15 protein-coding genes are annotated in these 21887 nt (G+C 67.9%); 11 read left to right on the forward strand and 4 right to left on the reverse strand.

Features of this window, described 5'->3' with window-relative positions; all coding sequences use genetic code 11:
* The first annotated feature begins 300 nt into the window (after window positions 1-300).
* Genes hutU through KA419_04935 form a run of 5 tightly spaced genes read left to right on the forward strand, consistent with a single transcriptional unit; the run spans window position 301 to window position 6750 of the window.
* The gene (gene hutU / locus KA419_04915; protein MBP7865271.1) at window positions 301-1956 is read left to right on the forward strand and encodes a urocanate hydratase; all 1656 of its coding nucleotides are present in this window, start codon (window positions 301-303) and stop codon (window positions 1954-1956) included.
* Window positions 1957-1989: 33 nt separating this feature from the next.
* Window positions 1990-2607: a class I SAM-dependent methyltransferase gene (locus tag KA419_04920; protein ID MBP7865272.1), complete on the forward strand. Its 618-nt coding sequence runs from the start codon at window positions 1990-1992 to the stop codon at window positions 2605-2607.
* A 13-nt stretch (window positions 2608-2620) separates the two neighbouring features.
* Window positions 2621-4615, forward strand: coding sequence for a protein kinase (locus tag KA419_04925; GenBank protein MBP7865273.1), 1995 nt, complete (start codon window positions 2621-2623; stop codon window positions 4613-4615).
* A 6-nt stretch (window positions 4616-4621) separates the two neighbouring features.
* Window positions 4622-5041 carry a secondary thiamine-phosphate synthase enzyme YjbQ gene (locus KA419_04930; GenBank protein ID MBP7865274.1) on the forward strand — a complete coding sequence of 140 codons (420 nt, stop codon included), beginning with the start codon at window positions 4622-4624 and terminating at the stop codon, window positions 5039-5041.
* 2 nt (window positions 5042-5043) lie between these two features.
* Window positions 5044-6750, forward strand: a complete 1707-nt coding sequence (locus KA419_04935; GenBank protein ID MBP7865275.1) for a carboxypeptidase regulatory-like domain-containing protein — start codon at window positions 5044-5046, stop codon at window positions 6748-6750.
* Between the two features lie 16 nt (window positions 6751-6766).
* On the opposite strand, the gene KA419_04940 is transcribed toward KA419_04935, so the two are convergent.
* The gene (locus tag KA419_04940) at window positions 6767-8227 is read right to left on the reverse strand and encodes a hypothetical protein (protein MBP7865276.1); all 1461 of its coding nucleotides are present in this window, start codon (window positions 8225-8227) and stop codon (window positions 6767-6769) included.
* Window positions 8228-8424: 197 nt separating this feature from the next.
* On the opposite strand from KA419_04940, the gene KA419_04945 reads away from it, so the two are divergent.
* From KA419_04945 to KA419_04960, 4 genes are read left to right on the forward strand one after another with little or no spacing between them, the layout of a single operon-like run.
* A complete protein-coding gene (locus tag KA419_04945; protein ID MBP7865277.1) occupies window positions 8425-9072 on the forward strand; it encodes a sulfite exporter TauE/SafE family protein in 648 nt (215 codons plus the stop codon).
* Entirely contained in the window at window positions 9053-10243 is a 1191-nt protein-coding gene (locus tag KA419_04950; protein MBP7865278.1) for a 4Fe-4S binding protein, read from the forward strand. Before KA419_04945 ends, KA419_04950 begins: the two co-directional genes overlap by 20 nt.
* A gap of 13 nt (window positions 10244-10256) precedes the next feature.
* Window positions 10257-10730, forward strand: a complete 474-nt coding sequence (locus KA419_04955; GenBank protein MBP7865279.1) for a hypothetical protein — start codon at window positions 10257-10259, stop codon at window positions 10728-10730.
* A gap of 36 nt (window positions 10731-10766) precedes the next feature.
* Window positions 10767-12095: a competence/damage-inducible protein A gene (locus tag KA419_04960; protein ID MBP7865280.1), complete on the forward strand. Its 1329-nt coding sequence runs from the start codon at window positions 10767-10769 to the stop codon at window positions 12093-12095.
* A 215-nt stretch (window positions 12096-12310) separates the two neighbouring features.
* Here the strand turns inward: KA419_04960 and KA419_04965 are convergent, their stop codons facing one another.
* Complete coding sequence (locus tag KA419_04965; GenBank protein MBP7865281.1) at window positions 12311-15148, reverse strand: SpoIIE family protein phosphatase; 2838 nt, start codon at window positions 15146-15148, stop codon at window positions 12311-12313.
* A 161-nt stretch (window positions 15149-15309) separates the two neighbouring features.
* On the opposite strand from KA419_04965, the gene KA419_04970 reads away from it, so the two are divergent.
* Window positions 15310-17532, forward strand: a complete 2223-nt coding sequence (locus tag KA419_04970; GenBank protein ID MBP7865282.1) for a S8 family serine peptidase — start codon at window positions 15310-15312, stop codon at window positions 17530-17532.
* A 48-nt stretch (window positions 17533-17580) separates the two neighbouring features.
* Here the strand turns inward: KA419_04970 and KA419_04975 are convergent, their stop codons facing one another.
* Together KA419_04975 and KA419_04980 are read right to left on the reverse strand one after the other, a co-directional pair.
* Window positions 17581-19215 carry a PAS domain S-box protein gene (locus KA419_04975; protein ID MBP7865283.1) on the reverse strand — a complete coding sequence of 545 codons (1635 nt, stop codon included), beginning with the start codon at window positions 19213-19215 and terminating at the stop codon, window positions 17581-17583.
* Between the two features lie 25 nt (window positions 19216-19240).
* Complete coding sequence (locus KA419_04980) at window positions 19241-20287, reverse strand: DUF362 domain-containing protein (GenBank protein MBP7865284.1); 1047 nt, start codon at window positions 20285-20287, stop codon at window positions 19241-19243.
* A gap of 141 nt (window positions 20288-20428) precedes the next feature.
* On the opposite strand from KA419_04980, the gene pyk reads away from it, so the two are divergent.
* On the forward strand, window positions 20429-21874 hold the full coding sequence (gene pyk / locus KA419_04985; GenBank protein MBP7865285.1) for a pyruvate kinase: 1446 nt from the start codon (window positions 20429-20431) through the stop codon (window positions 21872-21874).
* Window positions 21875-21887 lie beyond the last annotated feature (13 nt).

Below are 21887 nucleotides of genomic sequence, written 5' to 3' on the forward strand. Positions count from 1 at the left end.
AAGAGCCGGTTGCGAAAGGCGGTTTCGGGTTGAACGGACGGCATCAATGCCGCCCAGCGCTATCGACATCGCGCCCCAAGCGGGGCTGGGGACGGGTGGTTTCAGGGTTTTCTGCCGACATTGCGCCCCCTGGCGGGGCGGGGACGCACAGGGTCTCGGTTCCCGGCCCCGGGGACATCGACGTCACCGGCCGCCGACGAGGGTCAAAGGCGTTGCCGTCGCCCCGGAAATGTGATAGCTTGGAGGCTTGACACACGAAAGAGGCGGCCCCTTCCGCCGGACCACCACAGGAGCAAGGACATGACGGAATTCACCCCCATCGTCGCCCCGCGCGGGAACCCGATGAGCTGCAAGGGCTGGCTCCAGGAAGCCGCCTACCGGATGATCCAGAACAACCTCGACAGCGAGGTGGCCGAGCGGCCCGCCGACCTCGTGGTGTACGGCGGGATCGGGAAGGCCGCCCGGAACTGGGACTGCTACCGGGCCATCCTGCGATCCCTTCAGGCCCTGGAGAACGACGAGACGCTCCTGGTCCAGTCGGGGAAGCCGGTGGGCGTCCTGCGGACCCACGAGATGGCCCCCCGCGTCCTCATTGCCAACTCCAACCTGGTGGGGAACTGGGCCAACTGGGAGGAGTTCCGGCGGCTCGACAAGCTCGGGTTGATGATGTACGGGCAGATGACGGCCGGCAGCTGGATCTACATCGGAACCCAGGGGATCCTCCAGGGTACCTTCGAGACCTTCGCGGCGGTGGGCCGGCAGCACTTCGGCGGCGACCTGGCCGGCAAGTTCCTGCTCACCGGCGGTTGCGGCGGCATGGGCGGCGCCCAGCCCCTGGCCGCCGTCATGGCGGGCGCCGCCTGCCTGGTGGTGGAGGTGGACCCCTCCCGCATCCACAAACGCCTGGAGACCGGATACATCGACCGGATCTCCCACCGCCTGGACGAGGCCCTCGCCTGGATCGACGCGGCGAAGGAGCGCCGGGAGCCCCTGAGCGTCGGCCTGGTGGGGAACTGCGCCGAGGTCCTGCCCGAACTGGTCTCCCGGGGCGTCACCCCCGACGTTCTCACCGACCAGACCAGCGCCCACGACCCGCTGAACGGGTACATCCCCGCCGGGTTCTCGCTGGAGCAGGCCGCCGAACTGCGCGCCGCGGACCCCGACGAGTACATCCGCCGCGCCGTCGACTCCATGGGGGTTCACGTCCAGGCCATGCTGGAGATGATGCGGCGCGGCGCCGTCACCTTCGACTACGGCAACAACATCCGCGCCCAGGCCCTCAAGGCGGGCGTCACGGATGCCATGGGCTTCCCGGGTTTCGTCCCGGCCTACATCCGCCCGCTCTTCTGCGAGGGGAAGGGGCCGTTCCGCTGGGTGGCGCTCAGCGGCGACCCCCGCGACATCGCCGTCACCGACGACGCGGTGCTGCGCATCTTCCCGGAGAACGAGTCCCTGGCCCGGTGGATCCGCCTGGCCCGTGAAAAGGTACACTTCCAGGGCCTCCCCGCCCGGATCTGCTGGCTGGGCTACGGGGAGAGGGACAAGATGGGCCTGGAGTTCAACCGGCTGGTCCGGGACGGCAAGATCAGCGCCCCCGTCGTCATCGGCCGCGACCACCTGGACTGCGGGTCGGTGGCCTCCCCCTTCCGCGAGACCGAGGCGATGAAGGACACCACGGACGCCGTGGCCGACTGGCCGATCCTCAACGCCCTGGTGAACGCCGTCTCGGGGGCGGCCTGGGTGTCCTTCCACCACGGCGGCGGGGTCGGGATGGGGTACTCCCTGCACGCCGGCCAGGTCACCGTGGCCGACGGCTCGGCCCAGGCCGAACTTCGGCTGAGCCGGGTGCTGACCAACGACCCGGGCATGGGCGTGCTGCGGCACGTGGACGCCGGCTACGAACTGGCCGAACAGACGGCGGACCGTTACGGGGTCAAGGTCCCCATGCGGGGCTGAACCCCGGCGGCCGCAAGGGAGGCGGGTCTCGGCATGTCCGAAAAGGGCGAGAAACACTCTGACGCCGTGCTGGCGATCCTTTCGAAGGGATTCCCGAGGGGATTCTGGAAGAATGCCTTCGCCGGCCTCGACCTCACCCCGGGGGAGAACATCCTGGACCTCGGCGCCGGCCGCGGGACCCGCACCGCGGTCATGGCCTCCCGGGTCGGGCCCCAGGGGAAAGTGACGGGCATCGAGATCTCCCCCGCCTTCCGGGGGGACTTCCTCAAACTGGCCGGGCGCTTTCCCAACATGAGCCTCAAGATGGCCCGGATCGACGGGCAGTTCTCTTTCCCGGAGCCCTTCGACCGGGTCACGCTGTTCTTCTCGCTTCACCGCTTCGAACAGCACCAGCGGATCCTCATCCTGCAGAACGCCTACGAGTGCCTGAGGCCCAACGGCAGGCTGAGCATCCTCGACTGGAACGAGATGCGGTTCTCTGCGGCGCCCCGGATCCTCCGGAGCGTCCTGAAACGCTTCGAATGCCCCCAGGCCATCGACTTCATGGAACGGGAGTGGAAGGAGGTCCTCGGGGCCTACCGGTTCCGTGACTTCCGGGAGATCTTCTTCTTCAACGGCCGGGTCCGGCTGCTCCAGGCCGCCAGGACCTAGAGGCAGGCAGGTCATGAAAAACGAACTCCTCGTTCTCCTCGTCGTCTTTCTCTTCATCGCCCTGATCTTCTGGATCACCGCGTTCTGCCTGCTCTTCTTCCCGTCCCTGAAGGCCCCCTTCGACCTCATGTTCGGGGGCTTCCCCGTCTACGGCTCCATCTCCGCCCGACCCGCCCTGTATTTCCTCGGCTTCACCCTGATCAACGCCGTCCTCCTGTACGGCCTGTACCGGATGTTCAAGGCCCGGACGGCCGCCGCTCACGTCCCCACCCGGGAGCTCGCCGAGTACTACCTCCACAAGGGGAAGGAGGACAAGGCCATCGCGATCTACGCCGCCCTGGAGATGTGGCCGGAGGTGGCGGACCTTCGGGTGAAACGCCGGGAGTACGCCCTGGCCGTGGAGGCCTGCAACCGCATGGGTGAGGCCGGCCTGCAGCGCACGGCCGAGCTTTACGAGCTGATGGGCGACGCGAACCGCGCCCGGGTGTCGGCGTCGGAGACCGGGAAATTCTTCCTGAACAGGCAGGACTGGGAGAAGGCGGCCAAGATGCTCTTCAAGGCCGGGGAGAAGGACAAGGCCCTGCTCTGCCTCGAGAAGGACATCGAGTTCTCCAAGAAGTCCCTCAACCCCGACCAGTGGAAGGAGAAGGTGCGCCGGGCCGTGGAGGTGGCCGCCGAGCACAACGACTTCAACCGCGCGGGGCGCTACTGCGAGCTGGTGGCCGACACGCAGTCCGCCCTCGCCTACTACGAGAAGGCGCAGAACTACATCCGGGCCGCCCAGCTGCTGATCCGGGACGAGCGCTACGACGAGGCCATCGACACGCTGGACCTGATCTCCCCCGACGAGCCTGACCACGCGGAGGCCCTCGCCCTGATCGGGAAAGTCCATTTCAACCGCGAGATGTACATCGACGCCATGAAGTTCCTGGTGGACTTCTTCAAGAAGACCAAGGTCTGCGACGAGCGCCTGGAAGAGTTCTACATGATGGGCGTCACCCTGGAGAAGCTGGGCAAGCTCAAGCAGGCCCGGGACGTCTACGTCCGCATCAACTCCATGAAACCCTACTACATGAACGTGGACATGCGGATCGAGGCCATCGACCAGAAAGGGGAGGAGACGGCGTCGCTGTCAGAGATCCTGGACAAGGACATGGAGGTCAAGGACCTGGAGGCCGGCGGCGAAGCCCCGCTCCGGGTCGGTGAGCGGTACGGCGAGCTGGAGGAACTCGGCCGCGGCGGGGCGGGGGTGGTTTACCGGGCCATGGACCGGCTCCTCGACCGCCCGGTGGCCCTCAAGCAGCTTCCCGAAGCCGTGGCGGACGACCCCGGGCGCCTCCAGGCCTTCTTCAAGGAGGCGAAGGCCATCGCCAAGCTGAACCACCCCAACATCGTCGGCATCTACGACATCCTCAAGGTGGGGAGCTTCTATTACCTGGTCATGGAGTTCGTCAAGGGCGTCAGCGTGGAGAAACTGGTGGCCGGGAAGTGCCCCGCCTCCATCCGGCTCTCCCTCCACATCGCCCGGCACACGCTGCAGGCGCTGGGGTTCGCCCACCGCAACCACGTGGTCCACCAGGACATCAAGCCCGCCAACATCATGCTGACCGACGACAAGATCGTCAAGCTCATGGACTTCGGCATCGCCTCCATGAAGGACGAGCTGCCCGACCACTCCGTGGACATCGTCATGGGCACCCCCAAGTACATCTCCCCCGAACAGCTCCAGGGGAGACCCGCGGACGAGCGGAGCGACATCTACTCCTTCGGGATCACCTTCTACGAAATGCTCACCGGCGTGCTCCCCTACCCCGACGAGGGCATCCTCCGCCACCACCTGGTGACCCCTGCCGTGCCGCCCCGGGTCCACGTGCGGGAGATCCCCGAGGACCTGGAGACCATCGTCCTCAAGTGCCTGGCCAAGAAACCCGAGGAACGTTACCAGTCCGTCCCCGAACTGCTGGACGACCTCAAGGACCTGATCCGAAAGATCGAAACGAAGCGATGAGCGGCCATGAAATCATTCCGTGAAGAGATCCTCATGAACATCCCCACCCGGGCGGCCCTGGTGAACATCACCCCGCGGGTCGAGGACTGCCTGGCCCGCAGCGGCATCCGGGAAGGGCTCTGCCTGGTGAACGCCATGCACATCACGGCCTCCGTCTTCATCAACGACGACGAGCGGGGGCTTCACCAGGACTACCTCGACTGGCTGGAGGACCTGGCCCCCCACGCCCCCGTCTCCCGGTACCGCCACAACCGGACCGGCGAAGACAACGGCGACGCCCACCTCAAGCGCCAGGTGATGGGGCGGGAGGTCGTGGTGGCCGTCACGGGTGGGAAGCTCGACTTCGGCCCCTGGGAGCAGATTTTCTACGGGGAATTCGACGGGTGCCGCTCCAAGCGCATCCTGGTCAAAATCATCGGGGATTGATCGTGAGAGTCTTCCTGGCCGCCTGCGTCCTGGCGATGATCGTCCCGGTTCTCCCGGCCGCGTCCTGGCAGGGGAACCCCTCGCGATGCGAGCTGAAGGGCCGGGTCCGGAGCCTCACCGGGGAGCCCGTCGACCAGGCCGAGGTGCAGCTTTACAACGAGCTGTGGCAGGGCAAGCCGCTCCGGACCGCGCGATCGGACTCCCGGGGCCAGTTCGGCCTCGCCGGCGTCCCCGCAGGGAAGTACATCCTCCGGGTCGTGAAAAGCGGCCTCGAACCGGTGGCGTACAAGGTGACGGTGAGCGTCGGCATGCCCCCGCTCACCGTCACGATGAAAGCCGCCGAACCGGAGCCGTCCGGCGACGCCTGGAGCGTGAATTCCGTCCTCCGCTCCAAGGGGGACGGGAAGGGGCCCGGGACAACCGCCGGCCCCCGGACGGACGCCGGGACCGGTCCCGGTTCGGCGGCATCCCGCGGCAAGGTTGACGCGCCTTCCGAGTTCAGCCCCGGGAAGTCCGCTTCGTCGGCGGGCCTGGCCACCGTCTTCGGCAAGCCGGACACCCTTCTCACCGTCGTGGAGCCGTCCGGAAAACTGTCCCGGTTCGTGGTCACCGGGGTGTACTCCCCCGGAAGGGGCGACCGGGTTGTTTTCCGGGATCTCGGTCGCGCCCGGTCCCCGGCGACGGGCGAGCCCGACGCCGGGGCGCCCGCCTCGGGGGCGGGGGACGGTGCGCCGGTCATCCAGCACTCCGGGGTGACGGCCCCCGCGGTGACCGCCCGTGTCCTGGACGCCCTGAACCCCATCCGTAGCATCAACGCCGGGATCCAGGAACACTTCCACATCAACGGTCCCCTCTCCATGGTCTACGCTTTCGATTTCTTCCGGGGCGACTCCGTGAAGCGGGAGGTTTCCGTCAACCCCCGTTTCCAGGTCCTCTTCGAGCCCTCCGAGACCCCGACCTTCCGCTTCGGCGCCGTGGGCGGCGGCACGGGGGTCCCCAAGCCCGACGCCCCATTTTCAAGCTCGCTCAGCACCTTCTCCGGCGGTACCTTCCCGGTGCCGCCCCCGGCGGCCGCGGGCACGCGTTTCGCCTCCGGCCCCGACCTGCCGTCCGGCCCCATGGAAACCCGCCGCTTCCGGGCGTTCCTGGACGAGATCGCCACCTCGGGGCGCCCTTTCGTGGCCATCCTCAAGCGGCCCGGGAAGAGCGATTTCCAGTTTTCGGGGCCTGCCGCCGCCCGGGAGACCGGGCCCGGCATCCTTCGCTTCGACCTGTCACGGCAGTGGGCCCGGGCCCTCCCCTCCTCGGTGGTCTACGTGTACGACCTGAACAGCACCCCCGCCCCCGCGCCCCTCGCAGAGCCGGAGGCCCCCACCGAAGCCCTCCGCCGGAGTTTTTTCAGCGCCTTCTCCAGTGCCATGAACGCCCGCCTCCCCGAGGCCCCGTCCGGAAACGCCCCCGGTTCGGCCGCGTTCGCGCCCCGGGAGGCCCCGTCCTTCAGACCCATCGAACCGCTCTCCACCCTCAAGGCCCCGGGAGACCGGTCCTTCGGGCTCTTCCTTCGGGAAGCCACCCCCCTGAACGAACAGAACTTCGGTCAGTGGGACTCCATCTTCGACATGCGAATGCTGCTGGCTTACGGGGTCAAGGCCTGGGAAACACCCTCCGGGGACCTGATCCTGGTGTACTCCCCCCGCGAAGGCCGCTGAGCGTCGGAGGGTCGGGTCAGGGCTCGAAGGAGAGGGATGGAGGGGCGAGGAGGTCCGTCCCCGTCAGTTCGGCGTCGTCGGGCTTGTAGTTGATGAGCACCGCCCGTTTGTTGACTTCGCCCAGGAGGGTCTCGAGGAAGACCTGGAAACGGTGGAGGACGTCCGACATCTCGGACCGCCCGGAAGCGATGATGATCTCCTCCATGAATTTTTCGTAGTCGTCCCAGTCCCGGTACATCAGGTACTTCAGGGAGAGGTCCCTGAACCGCGCCAGGTAGTCGATGAGGCGCGTGAGGTCCTCGTTGTCGGCGTTCTCCCGGTAGGTGTGGATGAAGTGGATGATGCCCTTGAGGTCCTCCCGGAGCTTGAGGGACTCCTTCAGGCGGGTGGTGAGGTTCTGGAAGATGTCGCCGCCGTCGAAGGAGGTGTCGAAGGCCTGCGCGATCTGGACGATGGCGTTCTGCAGGCAGTCCCGGATCAGGCCGTGGCTGTTCTCCACCTTGACGAAGATCTGCTGGGCCTGCCGCTGGTAGACCAGGCCGACCAGTTCGTGGTTGTAAACCTTCTTCATCTCCATCCGCAGGGCGTAGAGGATGGCGTCGATCCGCTCCTTGAGGCCCGGCGAGAGGTTGGGGTTGTCGATGACCTTGCTCTCGAGGAAGTCCGCGAGGAGGTTAAGTTCCGAGCGGATCAGCACGAAGATCATGATGGAGTTTTTCAGCGGGCGGTCCAGCTTGAGGTCCACCTCGATGAACTTCAGGTAGTTGAGGAGCCGGAACAGCTCCAGGAAGACCTTGGCCACGTGCTGCCGGAGCTGGTCGCTCTGGATGTTCTTCACGATCAGGGCCAGGCGCTTGTTCTGGATCTTGTCGTAGTGGGGCTTGAACTTGAAGTTGATGAGGAGTTCGATGAACTTGCACCGCTTGATCTCGCGGATCAGGATGCGGCCGATGGAGGTGAAGGACTGGTAGGAGACGTGGGAGCCCTTGCAGATGTCCGTGATGATGGTGCGGATGTCCGAGAGCGAGTCGAGGAGGAGGGTGACGCTGTCCTCCGGCGACGGTTGCTCCATGAGCTTCTCCAGGAAGGAGTCCAGGACGAAGTCCCGCTTGAGCTCGTTCTCGATGTAGCGCTCGAAGAGGATGAGGTTGTGCCGTTCCCGGGTCAGGATCTCGGTGCAGAGGAAGCTCATGCGCACCGAGACGTTCTGGACCACCCAGAGTTCTTCCGTGAAGTCCTTGTTCAGGATCTCGCTGATCTCGTAGTCCGAGAGGGGGTGGTTCTTGACGCGGAAGAAGCGTTCAAAGGAGTTGATCCACATCTCCAGCTCGAACAAATACTCCGACTTCTTCTCCCGGGCCAGGCTGTCGAGCCAGTCCTTCAGGGAGGCGGAGAAGGGGGTCCTGACGCGGTCGGCCAGGTTCGGCGCCAGCTCCACGTAGTCGCTGATGGGTGTGACAATTTCGTTTTCCTTCATGAGGCTCACCCCCTGATACGTTGACTTATAACACAGCCGGAAGGGTGTTTCAAGGGCCTGAGTCCCCGCGGGGAATCGAAATCCTTGCGAATCGGTCGACGGAATGGTAACCTGCGTAACGACCGGATGAACGCTGATTTCAGCCGGCCCCGCGGCGCCCGGCGGACGGGCGGGCCGGGTCGGGAGAGGCGCCCCGCGTGAACGGATTCATCCTCGGACTGGCCAACGGCGCGACGTGCGTGGGGTATTGCGCGCCCGTGCTTGTTCCCTGGCTGCTGTCCGGGGGCGGCAAGGTGCTCTGGAACGCCCTGGCGCTGGCCGGCTTCCTGGGCGGGCGGCTGCTGGGCTACCTGCTCTTCGCTGCCGTCGCCTGGTGGGTGAAAGGGTTCGTGACCCTTCGGGGGCTCGGGGCCCCCTGGGTCCTGGGGGTCGTCAATTTGGCCCTCGCGGGGGCGCTGATCGTGTACGGCCTGAGAAAGCCCCGCCCGAGATGCGCGGCGGAGGGCGCCCTGAAACGGCTTCCGCCGGGGTCGGCGCGGGCCGTGTGGTTTCCCGCCCTGCTCGGCCTCCTCACTGGGTTCAACTTCTGCCCGCCCTTCTTCGCGGCCGCGGCGGAAGCGGTCCAGACCGGGAGCCTGGCCGGTTGCCTCCTCTTCTTCCTGGCGTTCTTCGCCGGGACCTCGGTGTTCTTCGTGCCCCTCCCCTTCGTGGGCGCCCTCAGCCGTTTCGAGGGCGCCCGGATGGTGGGGGGGCTGGCGGCGCTCCTGGTGGGTCTTTACTACCTCTACCGCGGAGCGATTCTCGTGATCGGAGGTCTCATCGTCTATGGACAAAGCCCTCGCTGAGAGCGCGCCGGCCCGGGGCAAGCCCCTCGGGGTCAGCCTGCTGCTGGCTTCCCTGATGTTCCTTCTCTCCGCGTTCATGTTCGTCGGCCCGCGGCTCTCGCCGGACGGCCGGCTCAACCTCCGGCCGAACGAGGCCATCGCGATGGGGATCACCCTGGTCACGGCCGCCGTGCTGTTCTTCCGGATGATCCGCACCGGGCGCACGGACCGCTACCGGGCGATCTTCTTCGTCGCCTTCGCGGTCCTTTTCGTCGTCGAGTTCACGGCCCAGTTGGTCGAACTGAGGGGGACCACCGAGCTGTCCCGCACGGAGATGATGGAGGGGCGCACGCCGTTCTGCCACATCGTCATCCCCCAGACCCTCATCCCGGCCGCCCTCACCCGGACCATCATCTTCCCGGGCAGCATGCTGGAGGGTTTCGCGGCCGTGGGCTCGATGCTGGTGCTGTGGATCGTCGTCACGCTGGCCCTGGGCCGAGGCTGGTGCGCCTGGGGGTGCTTCTACGGCGGGATGGACGACGGTTTTTCCCGGCTGCGGAAACGCCCGGTGATCCGAAAGATCGACCGGCGGTGGCGCTACCTCCCCTTCGCGCTGCTCCTGGTGGTGGCCCTCTGGGCGGCCCTGTCGCTCTCCCCCGTCTACTGCGAGTGGCTGTGCCCCTTCAAGGCCGTCACCGAGCACGAGGCCGTCACCAGCACCCTGCTGCTGGTCCAGACCGTGGTCTTCGTGGCCCTCTTCCTCGGCCTGGTGGTGATCCTCCCCTGGCTGAGCCGCAAGCGGGTCCAGTGCGGTCTCTTCTGCCCCTTCGGCGCCTTCCAGTCCGCGGGGAACTGGGTGGACCCCGTCAACGTCCGCATCGACCGCGAGAAGTGCGTCGACTGCGGCCGCTGCGCCCGGGCCTGCCCCACCTTCTCCCTGGACACCGAGAGCATCAGCGCCGGCAAGGCCCGCCTCACCTGCGTCAAGTGCGGCAAGTGCATGGACGAGTGCCCCAGGGGCGCCATCTCCTACCACGTCAAGGGGACCCCGCCCGGCTCGCGGCCCTTCCTCGCCCGCCTCCTTTTCGTCTTCCCCGCCTTCTTCTTCCTGGTGGTCATCGGCGGCGGGAGCATCATGAACGGCCTGTCCCGAATCCTCCTGTTCCTCCAGACCGGCCGGATGATCCACTGAGGAGGGATGCGCCATGATCAAGATCAAACCGGTTGTCGGCTACGCCTGGGCCGCCCTGATGCTGCCGATCCTCCTGTTCATGTTCTTCAACTTCCGGACGCTGCCGAAGGCCCTCGTGGACGGCACGGGGCTGAAGATCAACCCCTGGTACAGCGGCGGCGAGGTGCTCCGGACGGTGCCGCACCCGGAAACGGTGCTGGACACCCACATTCACCGGCCGGTCTTCGACGCCCTCGTGGGGCAGTTCTCCGAGGGTTTCGTCCAGGTGGACTGGCGGAGCCGGACGGGGTTCATGCCCCCCGTGGTGACGGAGGAGATCACGTTCGGCCCTGGCCCCGGTCCCGACTTCCGGATCGCCTTCGACACCCGGACCCTGGAGGTCAGGGAATTCAAGGCTTTCTCGCCGGCCGTCCTCGGCGTGGAAGGGGTCTACCCTCTGCACCGGGGCGCCGCGGCCCGCATCCGCCTCCGCCGGACGTCACCCTGAACAAGCCACTAATAACACTAATAAAGGGAGAGTGACGTGACGGCCAACGTGCATCTGTTCGCGATCGGGTCCGAGCTGCTCCTGCCGGGGCGCGAAGACACCAACACGGTTTATCTCCGCCGGCGGCTCCGGGAGCTGGGCCTTCGGGTGGACGGCATCCTCGTGGTGGGCGACGACGAGAACGCCCTCATCCAGTTCCTGGACACCGCCTCCCGGCGCTCGCGGATCGTGCTGACCACGGGCGGGCTCGGGCCCACCGAGGACGACGTCACCCGGAAGGCCCTGAACCGCTTCCTGAAGAAAACCCCACGGTACGACGAGGCGGTCCGGGCCCACATCGAGGCCTTCTTCGCCGCGCGGAAGATGAAGATGCCCGAGAGCTGCCTGAAGGAGGCCCTGGTGCCTACCGGGTGCCGGGTCCTGATGAACGACGTGGGGACCGCCCCGGGGATCTGGCTGGAGGAGCGCGGGTGCCTCTTCGTCCTGCTCCCGGGCCCCCCCCGGGAGATGAGCGCCATGTTCGAGGGCAAGGTGGTGCCCCTCCTCGCGGAGAAGTTCGGGTGCCGGAAGCTCTTTCAGAAACGGCTGAAACTGGTGGGGATCGGCGAGTCCCTGGCGGACCAGGCGGCGTCCCCCGTCTATCGGCAGTACAAGGACGTGGAGACCATCATCCTCTCCCGGCCCGGGGAGATCGAGCTGATCTTCACCCTCACGGGGGAGGGGGCCTCGCCCGACACCCTGGACAAGCTGGTGAAGGAAGTCCAGGCGGGGCCCCTGCGCCCCCACGTCTTCTCCACCGAGGGGAAAACCATGGAGGAAGTCGTCGGCGACCTGCTGAAGGCGCGGAAACTGACCCTCGGCGTGGCGGAGAGCTGCACGGGCGGGCTCCTGTCGAAGCGGCTCACCGACCTTCCGGGCAGTTCCGCCTTCTTCGTCGGCGGCGCCGTCTGCTACGACAACCGGTTGAAAACCCACCTGGCGGACGTCCCCCCGGAACTCCTGGAGGCCCGGGGCGCCGTCTCCTCCGGCGTGGCGGCCGCCATGGCCGCGGGCATCCGCCGGAAGACCGTCTCCGACGCCTCCATCGGGATCACCGGGGTCGCCGGCCCGGGGGGCGGCACGCCGGACAAGCCGGTGGGGACCGTCTACATCGCCGTCTGCCTCGGGGACAAGAGCCTGGTGAAAAAGTACCTCTTCCCGGGGGACCGGGAGCGGGTCCGGGCCCAGGCGGCCCAGACCGCCCTGGACCTGCTCCGCCGCCTCCTCACGGGCGAGGACATCCCCATCTCCGACACCAGCCCCACGCTCCGCATCGGGAGCAAGGGCGACGCCCTCCCGCCCCTGGGGAGCAAAGCCGAGCGGTGAGCGATCGGGCCCCACCGGTCGGGGGCGGATTCGGAGATAGAACCACGAACCACACGAACGAAGAATTCAGAGTGAGGGCCGGCTTTCGTGTCCCGTGGCCGCACCCCTGAGACCCGTTTTTTTTTGCGAGCTTGGCGCCTTGGCGAGATCAGGATCCGGATCGGCTCTCGCCAGGGCGCCAAGCTCGCAAAGGGAGACCGCAGAGGGCGCCGGAACTACACGGCCCGGCCGACCACGAGGGTGATGTCGTCGTGCTGCTCGGCGTCGCCCGCGAAAGCGTTGACCTCCGCGAGGACCTTCTCGGCGATGGCTGCCGCGCCGAAGTTGAGGTGAGCGGAAACCACCGCCGCCAGCCGGTCCTCCCCGAACTCCTCGCCCCGGCTGTCGAGGGCCTCCGTGACCCCGTCGGTGAAGATCACGAACACGTCCCCGGGCTCGAGGGTGACCGCGGCCGACGGGTACTCCCATTCCGCGAACAGCCCCACGGGGACGCCCCCGGTTTCCAGGTGCTCCGGATGACCCGGGTCGACGGGGACCAGCGCCGACCCGAGGCCCGCCCGGTCAGGGGTCATCCCGGGCCCGGGGTCGGCGGGCGCGCACAAGGCCGGCCGGCCCGCGGCCCGGAAGACCATCGGGGGGTTGTGCCCGGCGTTGGTGTAGGTCAGGCTCCGCTTGCGGTCGTCGTACACGGCGTAGAAGAACGTGGCGTACTTGCCGCAGCCGGTGGCCTGGGTCATCAGGCGGTTCACGTCGGTCACCACCCGGTCGGTGCGGTCCCGGTGCAGGGACGCGTGGGACCGCAGGGTGGCCTGGAGGTTGGCCATGAGCAGGGCCGCGGAGATCCCCTTGCCCGACACGTCGCCCAGGGCGATGCCGAGGGTCTGCTCGTCGAGGGAAACGAAATCGTAGTAGTCGCCGCCCACGCCCCGGGCCGCCCGGCAGATCCCCGCGTATTCCAGCGTCCGGAGGACCGGTTGCCGCTGGGGGAAGAGGCAGCCCTGCACTTCCTTGGCGATCTCCATCTCGCGCTGGAGTTTGATCTGCTCCGTCTCCTGCCGGACGAGCCGGGCGTACTCCAGGGCGATGGAGGTCTGCTGCGCCACCATGAGCAGCAGGTCCACATCGTCCCGCGAGTAGGGTTCCTCCGAAAGGCGTTCCCCCAGGGCGATGAAGCCCGCCGGGCGTTCGCCGGCGTAGAGGGGGATCAGCAGCCGGACGTTGAGCGCCTCGAGGAACGACATCTCCGCGGCAACCCCGGGGTCGTGACCGGCCCGCTCCAGGATTTCCCGCGTCCAGGAGCGGGGGTCGTCCAGGTAGACCTCCAGGGCCTTCGGTTCCTCCGCGGACCCTTCCCAGAGCTTTCGAAGGGAGACGGCGCCGCCGTCCAGGCAGAGAGCGTCGTAGCGGGTGTGGGAGTAGACCGGGTCGTCCCGGTGGCCGGTGCGGAGCCGGTGCCGGTAACAGCAGAAACGCCCGCCGCGGCCGGCCAGCCCGCCCCGGTCCGTGCCCTCCTCGTCGATGACGACGGCGCGCTCCCGCGGCGCGGGGAGAGCGGGCAGATCCGAGGGGCGGAGGAACACGGCCACGTGGTCGGGCTGCAGGGAGTCGCTGATGCGGTCGGTGATCATCTGGAGGAGCTGGTCGGTGCGCCGGCCCAGCCGCCGGACCGCCTGGCCCAGCTCCGACAGGATCCGCTGGGCGTCGTAGGCTTCCCGGAAGAAACGCCGGTCGATCACCGGCATGACCTGCCGGTTGACCTGCTTCAGGCCCGTGGCGGCCACCAGGGCCAGCACGGCCGTGGCCCCCGCGGTGACCCCCTGTCCCGCCTGCTCGATGAACGGCCGGAAAACCGACTCGGCCAGCCAGTAGAAGAAGAGGAACAGGAAGAAGCCCTCCACCGCCAGGAATCCCCGGGAAACCAGCAGGTACTGCAGCCCGCGCCGGATGATCAGCTTCAGGCCCAGGACGCGGTGCCGGAGGATGGCGTACACGAAGGACAGCGGGAAGATCAGGAGCAGGAGAAGGATCGCCAGGATGGCCCAGGCCGGCAGGCTGCCACCCGAGAGGTACGTGTAGATCACCACCCCGAGAAGCGGCAGCATGGAGGCCATGGTTCCGCCGAGGAGGATGTTCATCCGCCGCTTCTCGTCGCGGGTCCGCGCCCGCCCGGTGTTCAGACCGAGGGAGAGCGAACCGATGGTGAAGATGAGCGAGACGAGGATCTGGGCGAAGAGTTCGATGGCCTCGCCGGGCCGGGTCATCATTTCGGCCCGGGCGAAGGACTGGGTCTGCAGCCAGGTGTGCCACGCGCCGGCGCCGACCAGGGGGAAGAGCAGGATCAGCAGGACGTTCTTGAGCCAGGGGACCTTCTCCTCGATGATGGACGGGGAGGGGAACCGGAGGAAGAACCGCATGTAGAAGTAGGGCAGAAGCCCGTTCATGAGGAACTGGTAGAGGATCCCCACCTCCCGGAGGCCGGTGGGGAAGAGGTAGATGGCCATGCCGCCCTCGGAGATGGTGGAGAACCCGATGAACATCAGGCCCGCCATGAAGGCGTTGGGGTCGTCGGTCTTGGAGAAACCGATGAAGAAGCCGGTTCCCGCCGCGATGAGGGGGATCAGGATGAGGGCCAGGAGCATGAGGGAGGTGTGGTGGAGGTCGAAGCGGTGAAGGTCCTGGTCGGTGAACGCGACGTGGACGTCCTGCTCCCGGCCTTCCCGGGAGATCCGCAGCCAGAAGCTCCCGCCCGGGGCGCTGGCCTGCATGGCCACGATGTAGTCGATCATGGAGAGGACCTGCCGGTAGGCGGACGGGGTCTTCCCGATGGCCAGGACCTTGTCCCCGGCCCGGACACCCGCCCGGTAGCCCGGCGAGGACGTGTCCGTCTTGTCCTCCTTGACGACCGTCAGGTTCTGGCCCCTGACCTTCGCGTCGATGCCGTAGAAATCCAGGTAGGCCGGCGCGGGGTTGAGGAAGGTCTCGTAGGCCGCCCGGAAACGGAACCCCACCGTCAGGACGAGAAGGACCAGGAGAAAAACACGCCGGGCATTCATGGACGCTCCACAGTGACCAGGTTGGCCGGGCGCCCCGGGTCGATCGGGCGGGCCGGGGGCCGGAGCGCCGATTGTATGACGGAACGCGACGGGATTCAATCGGGATTGCCGAAGCGGCCGTCCTGGGATAAGATGGGGGCATGTCGATGAAGGGGGATTGCATGTTCGAACCCGATTTTCGTGACCGCCAGGGTCTGAAGACCGCCCGCGGGACCCGTCGCTCGGCGGGCCGCTTCCCCGGGGCCGCCGTTCTGACCGCCGCCTTGTTGTTCCTTTCCCTGGCCGTCGTTCCCGCGGCCTCCCCCGCGGGGAAGGTGGACCCGCTCCTCCTGCGTGAACTGGCCAAGGGCGGCGCCGTCCCGTGCCTGGTGATGCTGTCCGACCAGGCGGACCTCTCCCTGGCCCGGTTCATCCCCGACAAGGCGGAGCGCGGGCGGTGGGTCTATGAGCAGCTCACGTTTACCGCCCGGAACGCCCAGGGGGCGCTGCTGTCCCGCCTGGGCAAGGCGGGGGTGCCCCACCGCGCCTTCTGGATCGTGAACATGGTGGGCGTCAGCGCCGACGCCGGCCTCGTCGAGGAACTGGCGGGTCGGGATGACGTGCGCTGCGTGTACGCCGACCCCCAGGTCCGCCTGGCGCTGCCTTGCCCGACCGCGTTGTCGCCGGGGATGGCCGCGGCGGTGGAGTGGAACCTCACCAAGGTCCGGGCCCCCGAGGCCTGGAACCTCGGCGTGCGCGGCGCCGGCGTCGTGGTCGCCGGTGCAGACACCGGCTACGACTGGGACCACCCCGCCCTCAAATCGAAGTACCGCGGTTGGGACGGCGCGAACGCGAACCACAACTACAACTGGCACGACGCCGTCCACGCCGGCGGGAGCACCTGCGGCGCCGACTCGCCCGAGCCCTGCGACGATTACGGCCACGGGACCCACACCATGGGCACCATGGTGGGCGAGGACGGGGCCAACCAGATCGGCATGGCGCCCCAGGCGCGCTGGATCGGGTGTCGCAACATGAACGGCGGGGTGGGTTCCCCCACCACCTACATCGAGTGCATGCAGTGGTTTTTAGCCCCCACCGACCTGGCGGGGAACAACCCCGACCCCTCCCGCGCACCCGACGTCATCAACAACTCGTGGGGCTGCCCGCCCGACGAGGGGTGCACCGACCCCAACGTCCTCCAGTCGGCCGTGGCCAGCCTCCGGGCGGCCGGCATCATGGTGGTGGCCTCCGCCGGGAACTCCGGAAGCGCCTGCTCCTCCATCACCGACCCCATCGCCATCTACGACGAGAGCTTCACCGTGGGCAACACCACCTCCACCGACGCCATCTCGGGCTCCTCGAGCCGGGGCCCCGTCACCGTGGACGGCAGCAACCGTCTCAAGCCGGACGTCTCCGCCCCCGGGACCAACATACGCTCCTGCTACCCCGGCACCGGCTACACGACCATGAGCGGCACCAGCATGGCGGGCCCCCACGTGGCCGGCCTGGTGGCCCTGCTGATCTCCGCCGCGCCGGCGCTCCGCGGCGACGTGGACGCCCTCGAGGCGGCCATCCGGACCACCGCCGTCCCCCTGACCACCACGCAGACCTGCGGCGGCGTCCCCGGGAGCAGCATCCCCAACAACACCTTCGGTTACGGGCGAATCGACGCCTTCGCGGCCGTGTCGGCCGTGCTCCCCCCGGGCCCCCTCATCACGACACACCCCCAAAGCGCCGGCGTCTGCAGCGGGACGACGACCTCCCTGAGCGTGACCGCCAACGGCACCGGGACGCTGCACTACGCATGGTACCAGGGCGCGCCTGGCGACACCTCGATCCCCGTGGGGACCGATTCCCCCTCCCTGACCACCTCGCCGGTGACCACCGTGGTCAGTTACTGGGTCCGGGTGACCGACGACGAGGGGTCCGTCGACAGCCTGGCCGCCACCCTCACCCCCCTGGCACTCCCCCAGATCGTTTCCGGGCCCGACGACCGGCGGATCCCCCAGAAGACCGCCGTCACCCTCACCGTCACCGTCGCCGGGGGGTCCCCCTCCTTCCAGTGGTACCAGGGCACCGCGGGCGACACCTCGACCCCGGTGGGGACGAACGCCGCTTCTTACACGACGCCCAGCCTCACCGTCAACACGAATTACTGGGTCCGCGCGTCCAACCTCTGCGGCGCCGTCGACTCCCGTACCGCCCTGGTCCGCGTCTACAACCCCGGCGCCGACCTCAACGAGGACGGGTACATCAACGCCGTGGACCTGTCCCTCGAGGCGGGTTTTCTGGCCGCCAACCTGACGGAACTCCCCTGCGGCACCTGGTGCGCCGACGTCAACGGGGATCACGAGGTGAACGCGCTGGATTTGTGGGCGGTGTTCAAGGAAATCACGGAATAGGCGGGCCCGGGGACCCGGGGGGTACGGGTCCCGGGACCTCGCCGGGGGTCAGAGCGGGAGGGTGAAGAGGAAATTGCTCCCGCCCGCCGCTGCGTTTTCCACCCAGATGGCGCCCCCGTGTGCCTCCACGATCTGCCGGCAGATGGCGAGACCCAGCCCGGTCCCCTTGGCCCGCGGACCCTTGGGCGGCTCGATCTGGGTGAACTTGTCGAAGATTCGCAGGCGGTGTTCCTCGGGGATCCCGGGCCCGGTGTCCATGACGCTGAAGCGGACGTGGTCGGGGTGCCGCCGGCACCCTACCGTGACGCAACCCGTCTCGGTGAACTTCACGGCGTTGCTCACCAGGTTGAGAATGACCTGGTGGAGGCGGTCGGGGTCCCCCACGAGGAGGACCGGGTCCGGGGGGACCTCGGTGGACAGGTCCAGTCCCCGCTGCCGGCAGAGCGGCTCGATGGACGCCGCGGCTTTGCGGACCAGGACCGCGGCGTCGAGGGACTCCCGCTTCCACTCGATCCGCCCGGCTTCCATCTTGGAGAGGTCCAGAAGGTCGTTGATGAGGGCGGTCAGGCGGTCGCCCTCCGAGATGATCACGTCGAAGTTCTCCCGCATCTGCCCCACCAGCCTGCAGATCCGGTCGTCCTCGTCGGGGATGAGCGGGAGGAGAACCTCGCGAAACCGCTTCCGCATGATCTTGGCGAAACCGACGATGGAGGTCAGGGGGGTCCGGAGCTCGTGGGAGACGGTGGAGAGGAAGTCCGTCTTCACCTGGTCGAGTTCAAGGAGCTTCTGGTTGGCCCGCTTCAGGGCGGCCGTGCGCTCTTCCACCCGTTCCTCCAGTTCCTCCTTGGCCCGGTTCATCTCGGCCTCGAAGCGCAGGCGATCCTCGACGTCGTTCAGAACGGTGAGAATCATGGGGCGGTTCTTGTACCTGGTGATGACGCCCCGGACCTGCCCGTGGACCACCGTCCCGTCCTTCCGACGGAAGCGGGTGACGTACCCGGGGACGTCCTCGCCGCGGAACCGCCGCCGGATCATTTCCACGACCATGGGGCGGTCCTCCTCGTGGATGTGGACGAGGACCGGGCCGTTCATCATCTCCTCGACCGTGTACCCGAGCAGTTCCTTCACGGCGTCGTTGATGTACTCGATCCGGTTGTCCGCATGGATGACCACCACTACCGGGAGTTCGGCCACCAGGTTGCGGAAACGGTCCTCGCTCTCGGCCAGCGCCCGCTCCATCTCCCGGCGGAAGGTCACGTCCCGGGCGATCCCGAAGATCTCGTAAGGCTTGCCGTTGCGGAAATTCAGGTGGCTGTTGATCTCCAGGACCACCGGCCGCCCGGACTTGTCCCGGCACTCGAGCTCGTAGACCGAGGTCAGCTCCTGCCCGGCGATCTTTCGCGCGATCTGCTCCCGGGACAGCTGCTCCTGTTCCGGGGACGCGATGACGGAGGAGATGTCCATGCCCACCAGCTCGTCCCGGGTGTAGCCGGAGACCCGCTCGCAGGCCTGGTTGGCGGAGGTGATCCGCCCCTGGAGGTCGAGGGTGTAGATGAGGTCGCTGGTGTTCCGGGTGAGGTCCCAGAAACGGCAATAGGTGTCGGGGGCGTCCTCCCCCGCGGCGCAACCCGGCGGGAACGGGTGCCGGCGGTGATAGGAGGGGTGTTCCGGGTCGTCGTACATGTCGCGAAGCCTCCCGTGCGGGTGCTCAGTCGAGTTCCACCAGCTCGTAGCTGCAGGTGCCGAGGCCGATGGTCTCGGCGTAGTGCAGGTGGACCCGCCAGTCGACCTCGGGGTGGACGGCCCGGATCTTGTCCTCGTGCTTCCCTCTTTTCCCGATGGCGCTGCCGGGGATGGACTCGCGCGCGTTGACCAGGTCCGCCGCGGCCTGGTCGACGGCCACGGGGTCCCGGGACGCGACGATCCCGATGTTGGGGGACACCGGGACGTCCGCGAAGGGGAAGCAGTCGCACTCGGGGCTCACGTCGAGGATGACGTTGACGAACAGGGCCTTGTCCCTCATCAACCGGAGCACGCCGCAGGCCGTCTCGACGGTCTTTTCCCCGACCACCTCGGGTTTCTCGGTCCAAAGGATCCGAAGGCACCGGGCCGGGCAGGCGGCGATGCAGTCGGCGCACCCCACGCACCGGTCGGGGTCGAAGCGGGCCCGGCCCTTCTCCACCCGGGCGGCACCCTGCAGGCAGACTTCCACGCAGCGCCCGCAGGCGATGCACTTGACGCCCTTGACGAATTCGGGCCGGACGGCCCCGCCGTGCATCAGCTGCTTCTGGGATCGGGAACCGAGCCCCATGCCGAGGTTTTTCAGGGTCCCCCCGAACCCCAGGAGCATGTGCCCCTTGAAGTGGGCGAGGCTGACCAGGGCGTCGGCCTCCCGGACGACGCTGCCGAGCTTGACGTGCTTGAAGTGCTTCAGCCCGACCTCCACCTTCGTCCAGCTCTCGGAGCGCAGGCCGTCGGCCATGATGACGGGCGCGCCGGTCTGGGCCAGCCCGAAGCCGTGCTCCACCGCCAGGCTCACGTGGTCCACCGAGTCGGTTCGGGAGCCGTGGTAGAGCGTGTTGGTGTCCGTCAGGAAGGGCTTTCCCCCCTTCGCCTTGATCATGTCCACGGCCTTGCGGACGAAAACGGGGCGCAGGAAGGCCGTGTTCCCCCGCTCGCCGAAGCTCAGCTTGACGGCCGTCAGGTCGCCGGGGCGGATGAAATCGAGACCGGCGGCCTCGAGGAGCGGTCCCATGCGTTCCACGAGGCTCCGGTTCTTTTTCAGGCGGGCGTTGATGAAGAAAACCTTGCTCACGGGACCTCCCGGGGTTTGCGCGTTGCGCGGTGTGAGATCCTATTATAGAATACCGTCGTCCCTTTCTGAAGGAGGTTTTTCATGGACACTCGGGCACTCTTTCCCAAGAAGACGAAGATCGTCGCCACCTACGGACCGGCCCTCTCGGCGCCCGGGATGCTGCGGCGGGCCGTCGAGGCCGGGGTGAACGTCTTCCGGTACAACTTCTCCCACGGTTCCGCGGAAGGGTTCGCGGCCCTCCGGGACCAGGTCCGCGAGGCCGAGCGCGAAACCGGCCGGACCGTGGGGGTCCTCGCCGACCTCCAGGGCCCCAAGATCCGCATCGGCAGGCTGGTGAACCGCGAGCCCGTCCTCCTGACCGCGGGGGCGTCGTTTTCACTCCTGCGGGAAAACGTGGAGGGGGACGCCTCCCGGGCCTCGGTCTCCTACGCCTTCGAGCCCGACGAATTTCCGGTGGGGATGCGCATCCTCCTGGACGACGGCCGGATCATCCTGACGGTGGCGGAAACCTCCCGGGAGGCCCTGGTGTGCCACGTCGCCAAGGGCGGGCTGCTCCGGGAACACAAGGGGGTCAACTTCCCCGGGATCGCCACCCGCCTCCCCGCGCTGACGGAAAAGGACCGCCGGGACGCGGAAGCGGCCCGGGACCTCGGCGCGGACTTCATCGCCCTGAGCTTCGTCCGCTCGGCGCAGGACATGCGGGACCTGCGCGCCCTCGTCGCCCGCGGGGACGGCGGGCCCTTCCTGGTGGCCAAGATCGAGAAACCCCAGGCGGTGGAGCGTCTCGACGAGATCCTCGACGCCACCGACGGCGTCATGGTGGCCCGGGGCGACCTCGGGGTCGAGGTGGACATCGAGCGCATCGGCGTGCTGCAGAAACGGATCATTCAGCGGTGCGCGGCCCGGGGGGTCCCCGTCATCACCGCCACCCAGATGCTGGAGAGCATGACGGAGGAACCCATGCCCACCCGGGCGGAAGCCACCGACGTCGCCAACGCCGTCCTGGACGGCACCGACGCCGTGATGCTCTCCGAGGAGTCGGCCATGGGGAAGTACCCCCTGGAGGCCATCGGCACCCTGGCGGGGATCGCCGCCCGGACCGAGGAGTACCAGGACGGCCTCTGCTGCGCCTGCCGGGAGGCGCCGGAGAGCGCGGCACGCGGCGAAGTCCTCTACTCGGTGGCCCACGCCGCGGTGACGGCGGCCCACGACCTGGAGGCGAAGGGGATCCTCGTCCACACCCTCTCGGGGCGCACGGCGGCCGTGGTGTCGCGGTTCCGCCCCCGCCCGCCCGTCGTGGCCATGTCGCCGGACCCCGTCGCGTGCCGGCGCATGGCGCTGCTCTACGGGGTCTTCCCCTGGCCCATCGACCGCTTCGGGAACACCGACGAACTGATGGCTTTCACGGAGCGCCGGATCTCCGAACGTTTCCACGCCGAGCCAGGGTTCCGGTTCGTGGTGGTCACGGGCCAGTTCCAGGCCGTGGGAGCCACCAACTCCATCCGGGTGGTCACGCCCCGCCCGTGAACGGGAGGGTCCC

The organism is Acidobacteriota bacterium, from assembly GCA_018001935.1.
Classification (GTDB): Bacteria; Acidobacteriota; JAAYUB01; order JAAYUB01; family JAAYUB01; genus JAGNHB01.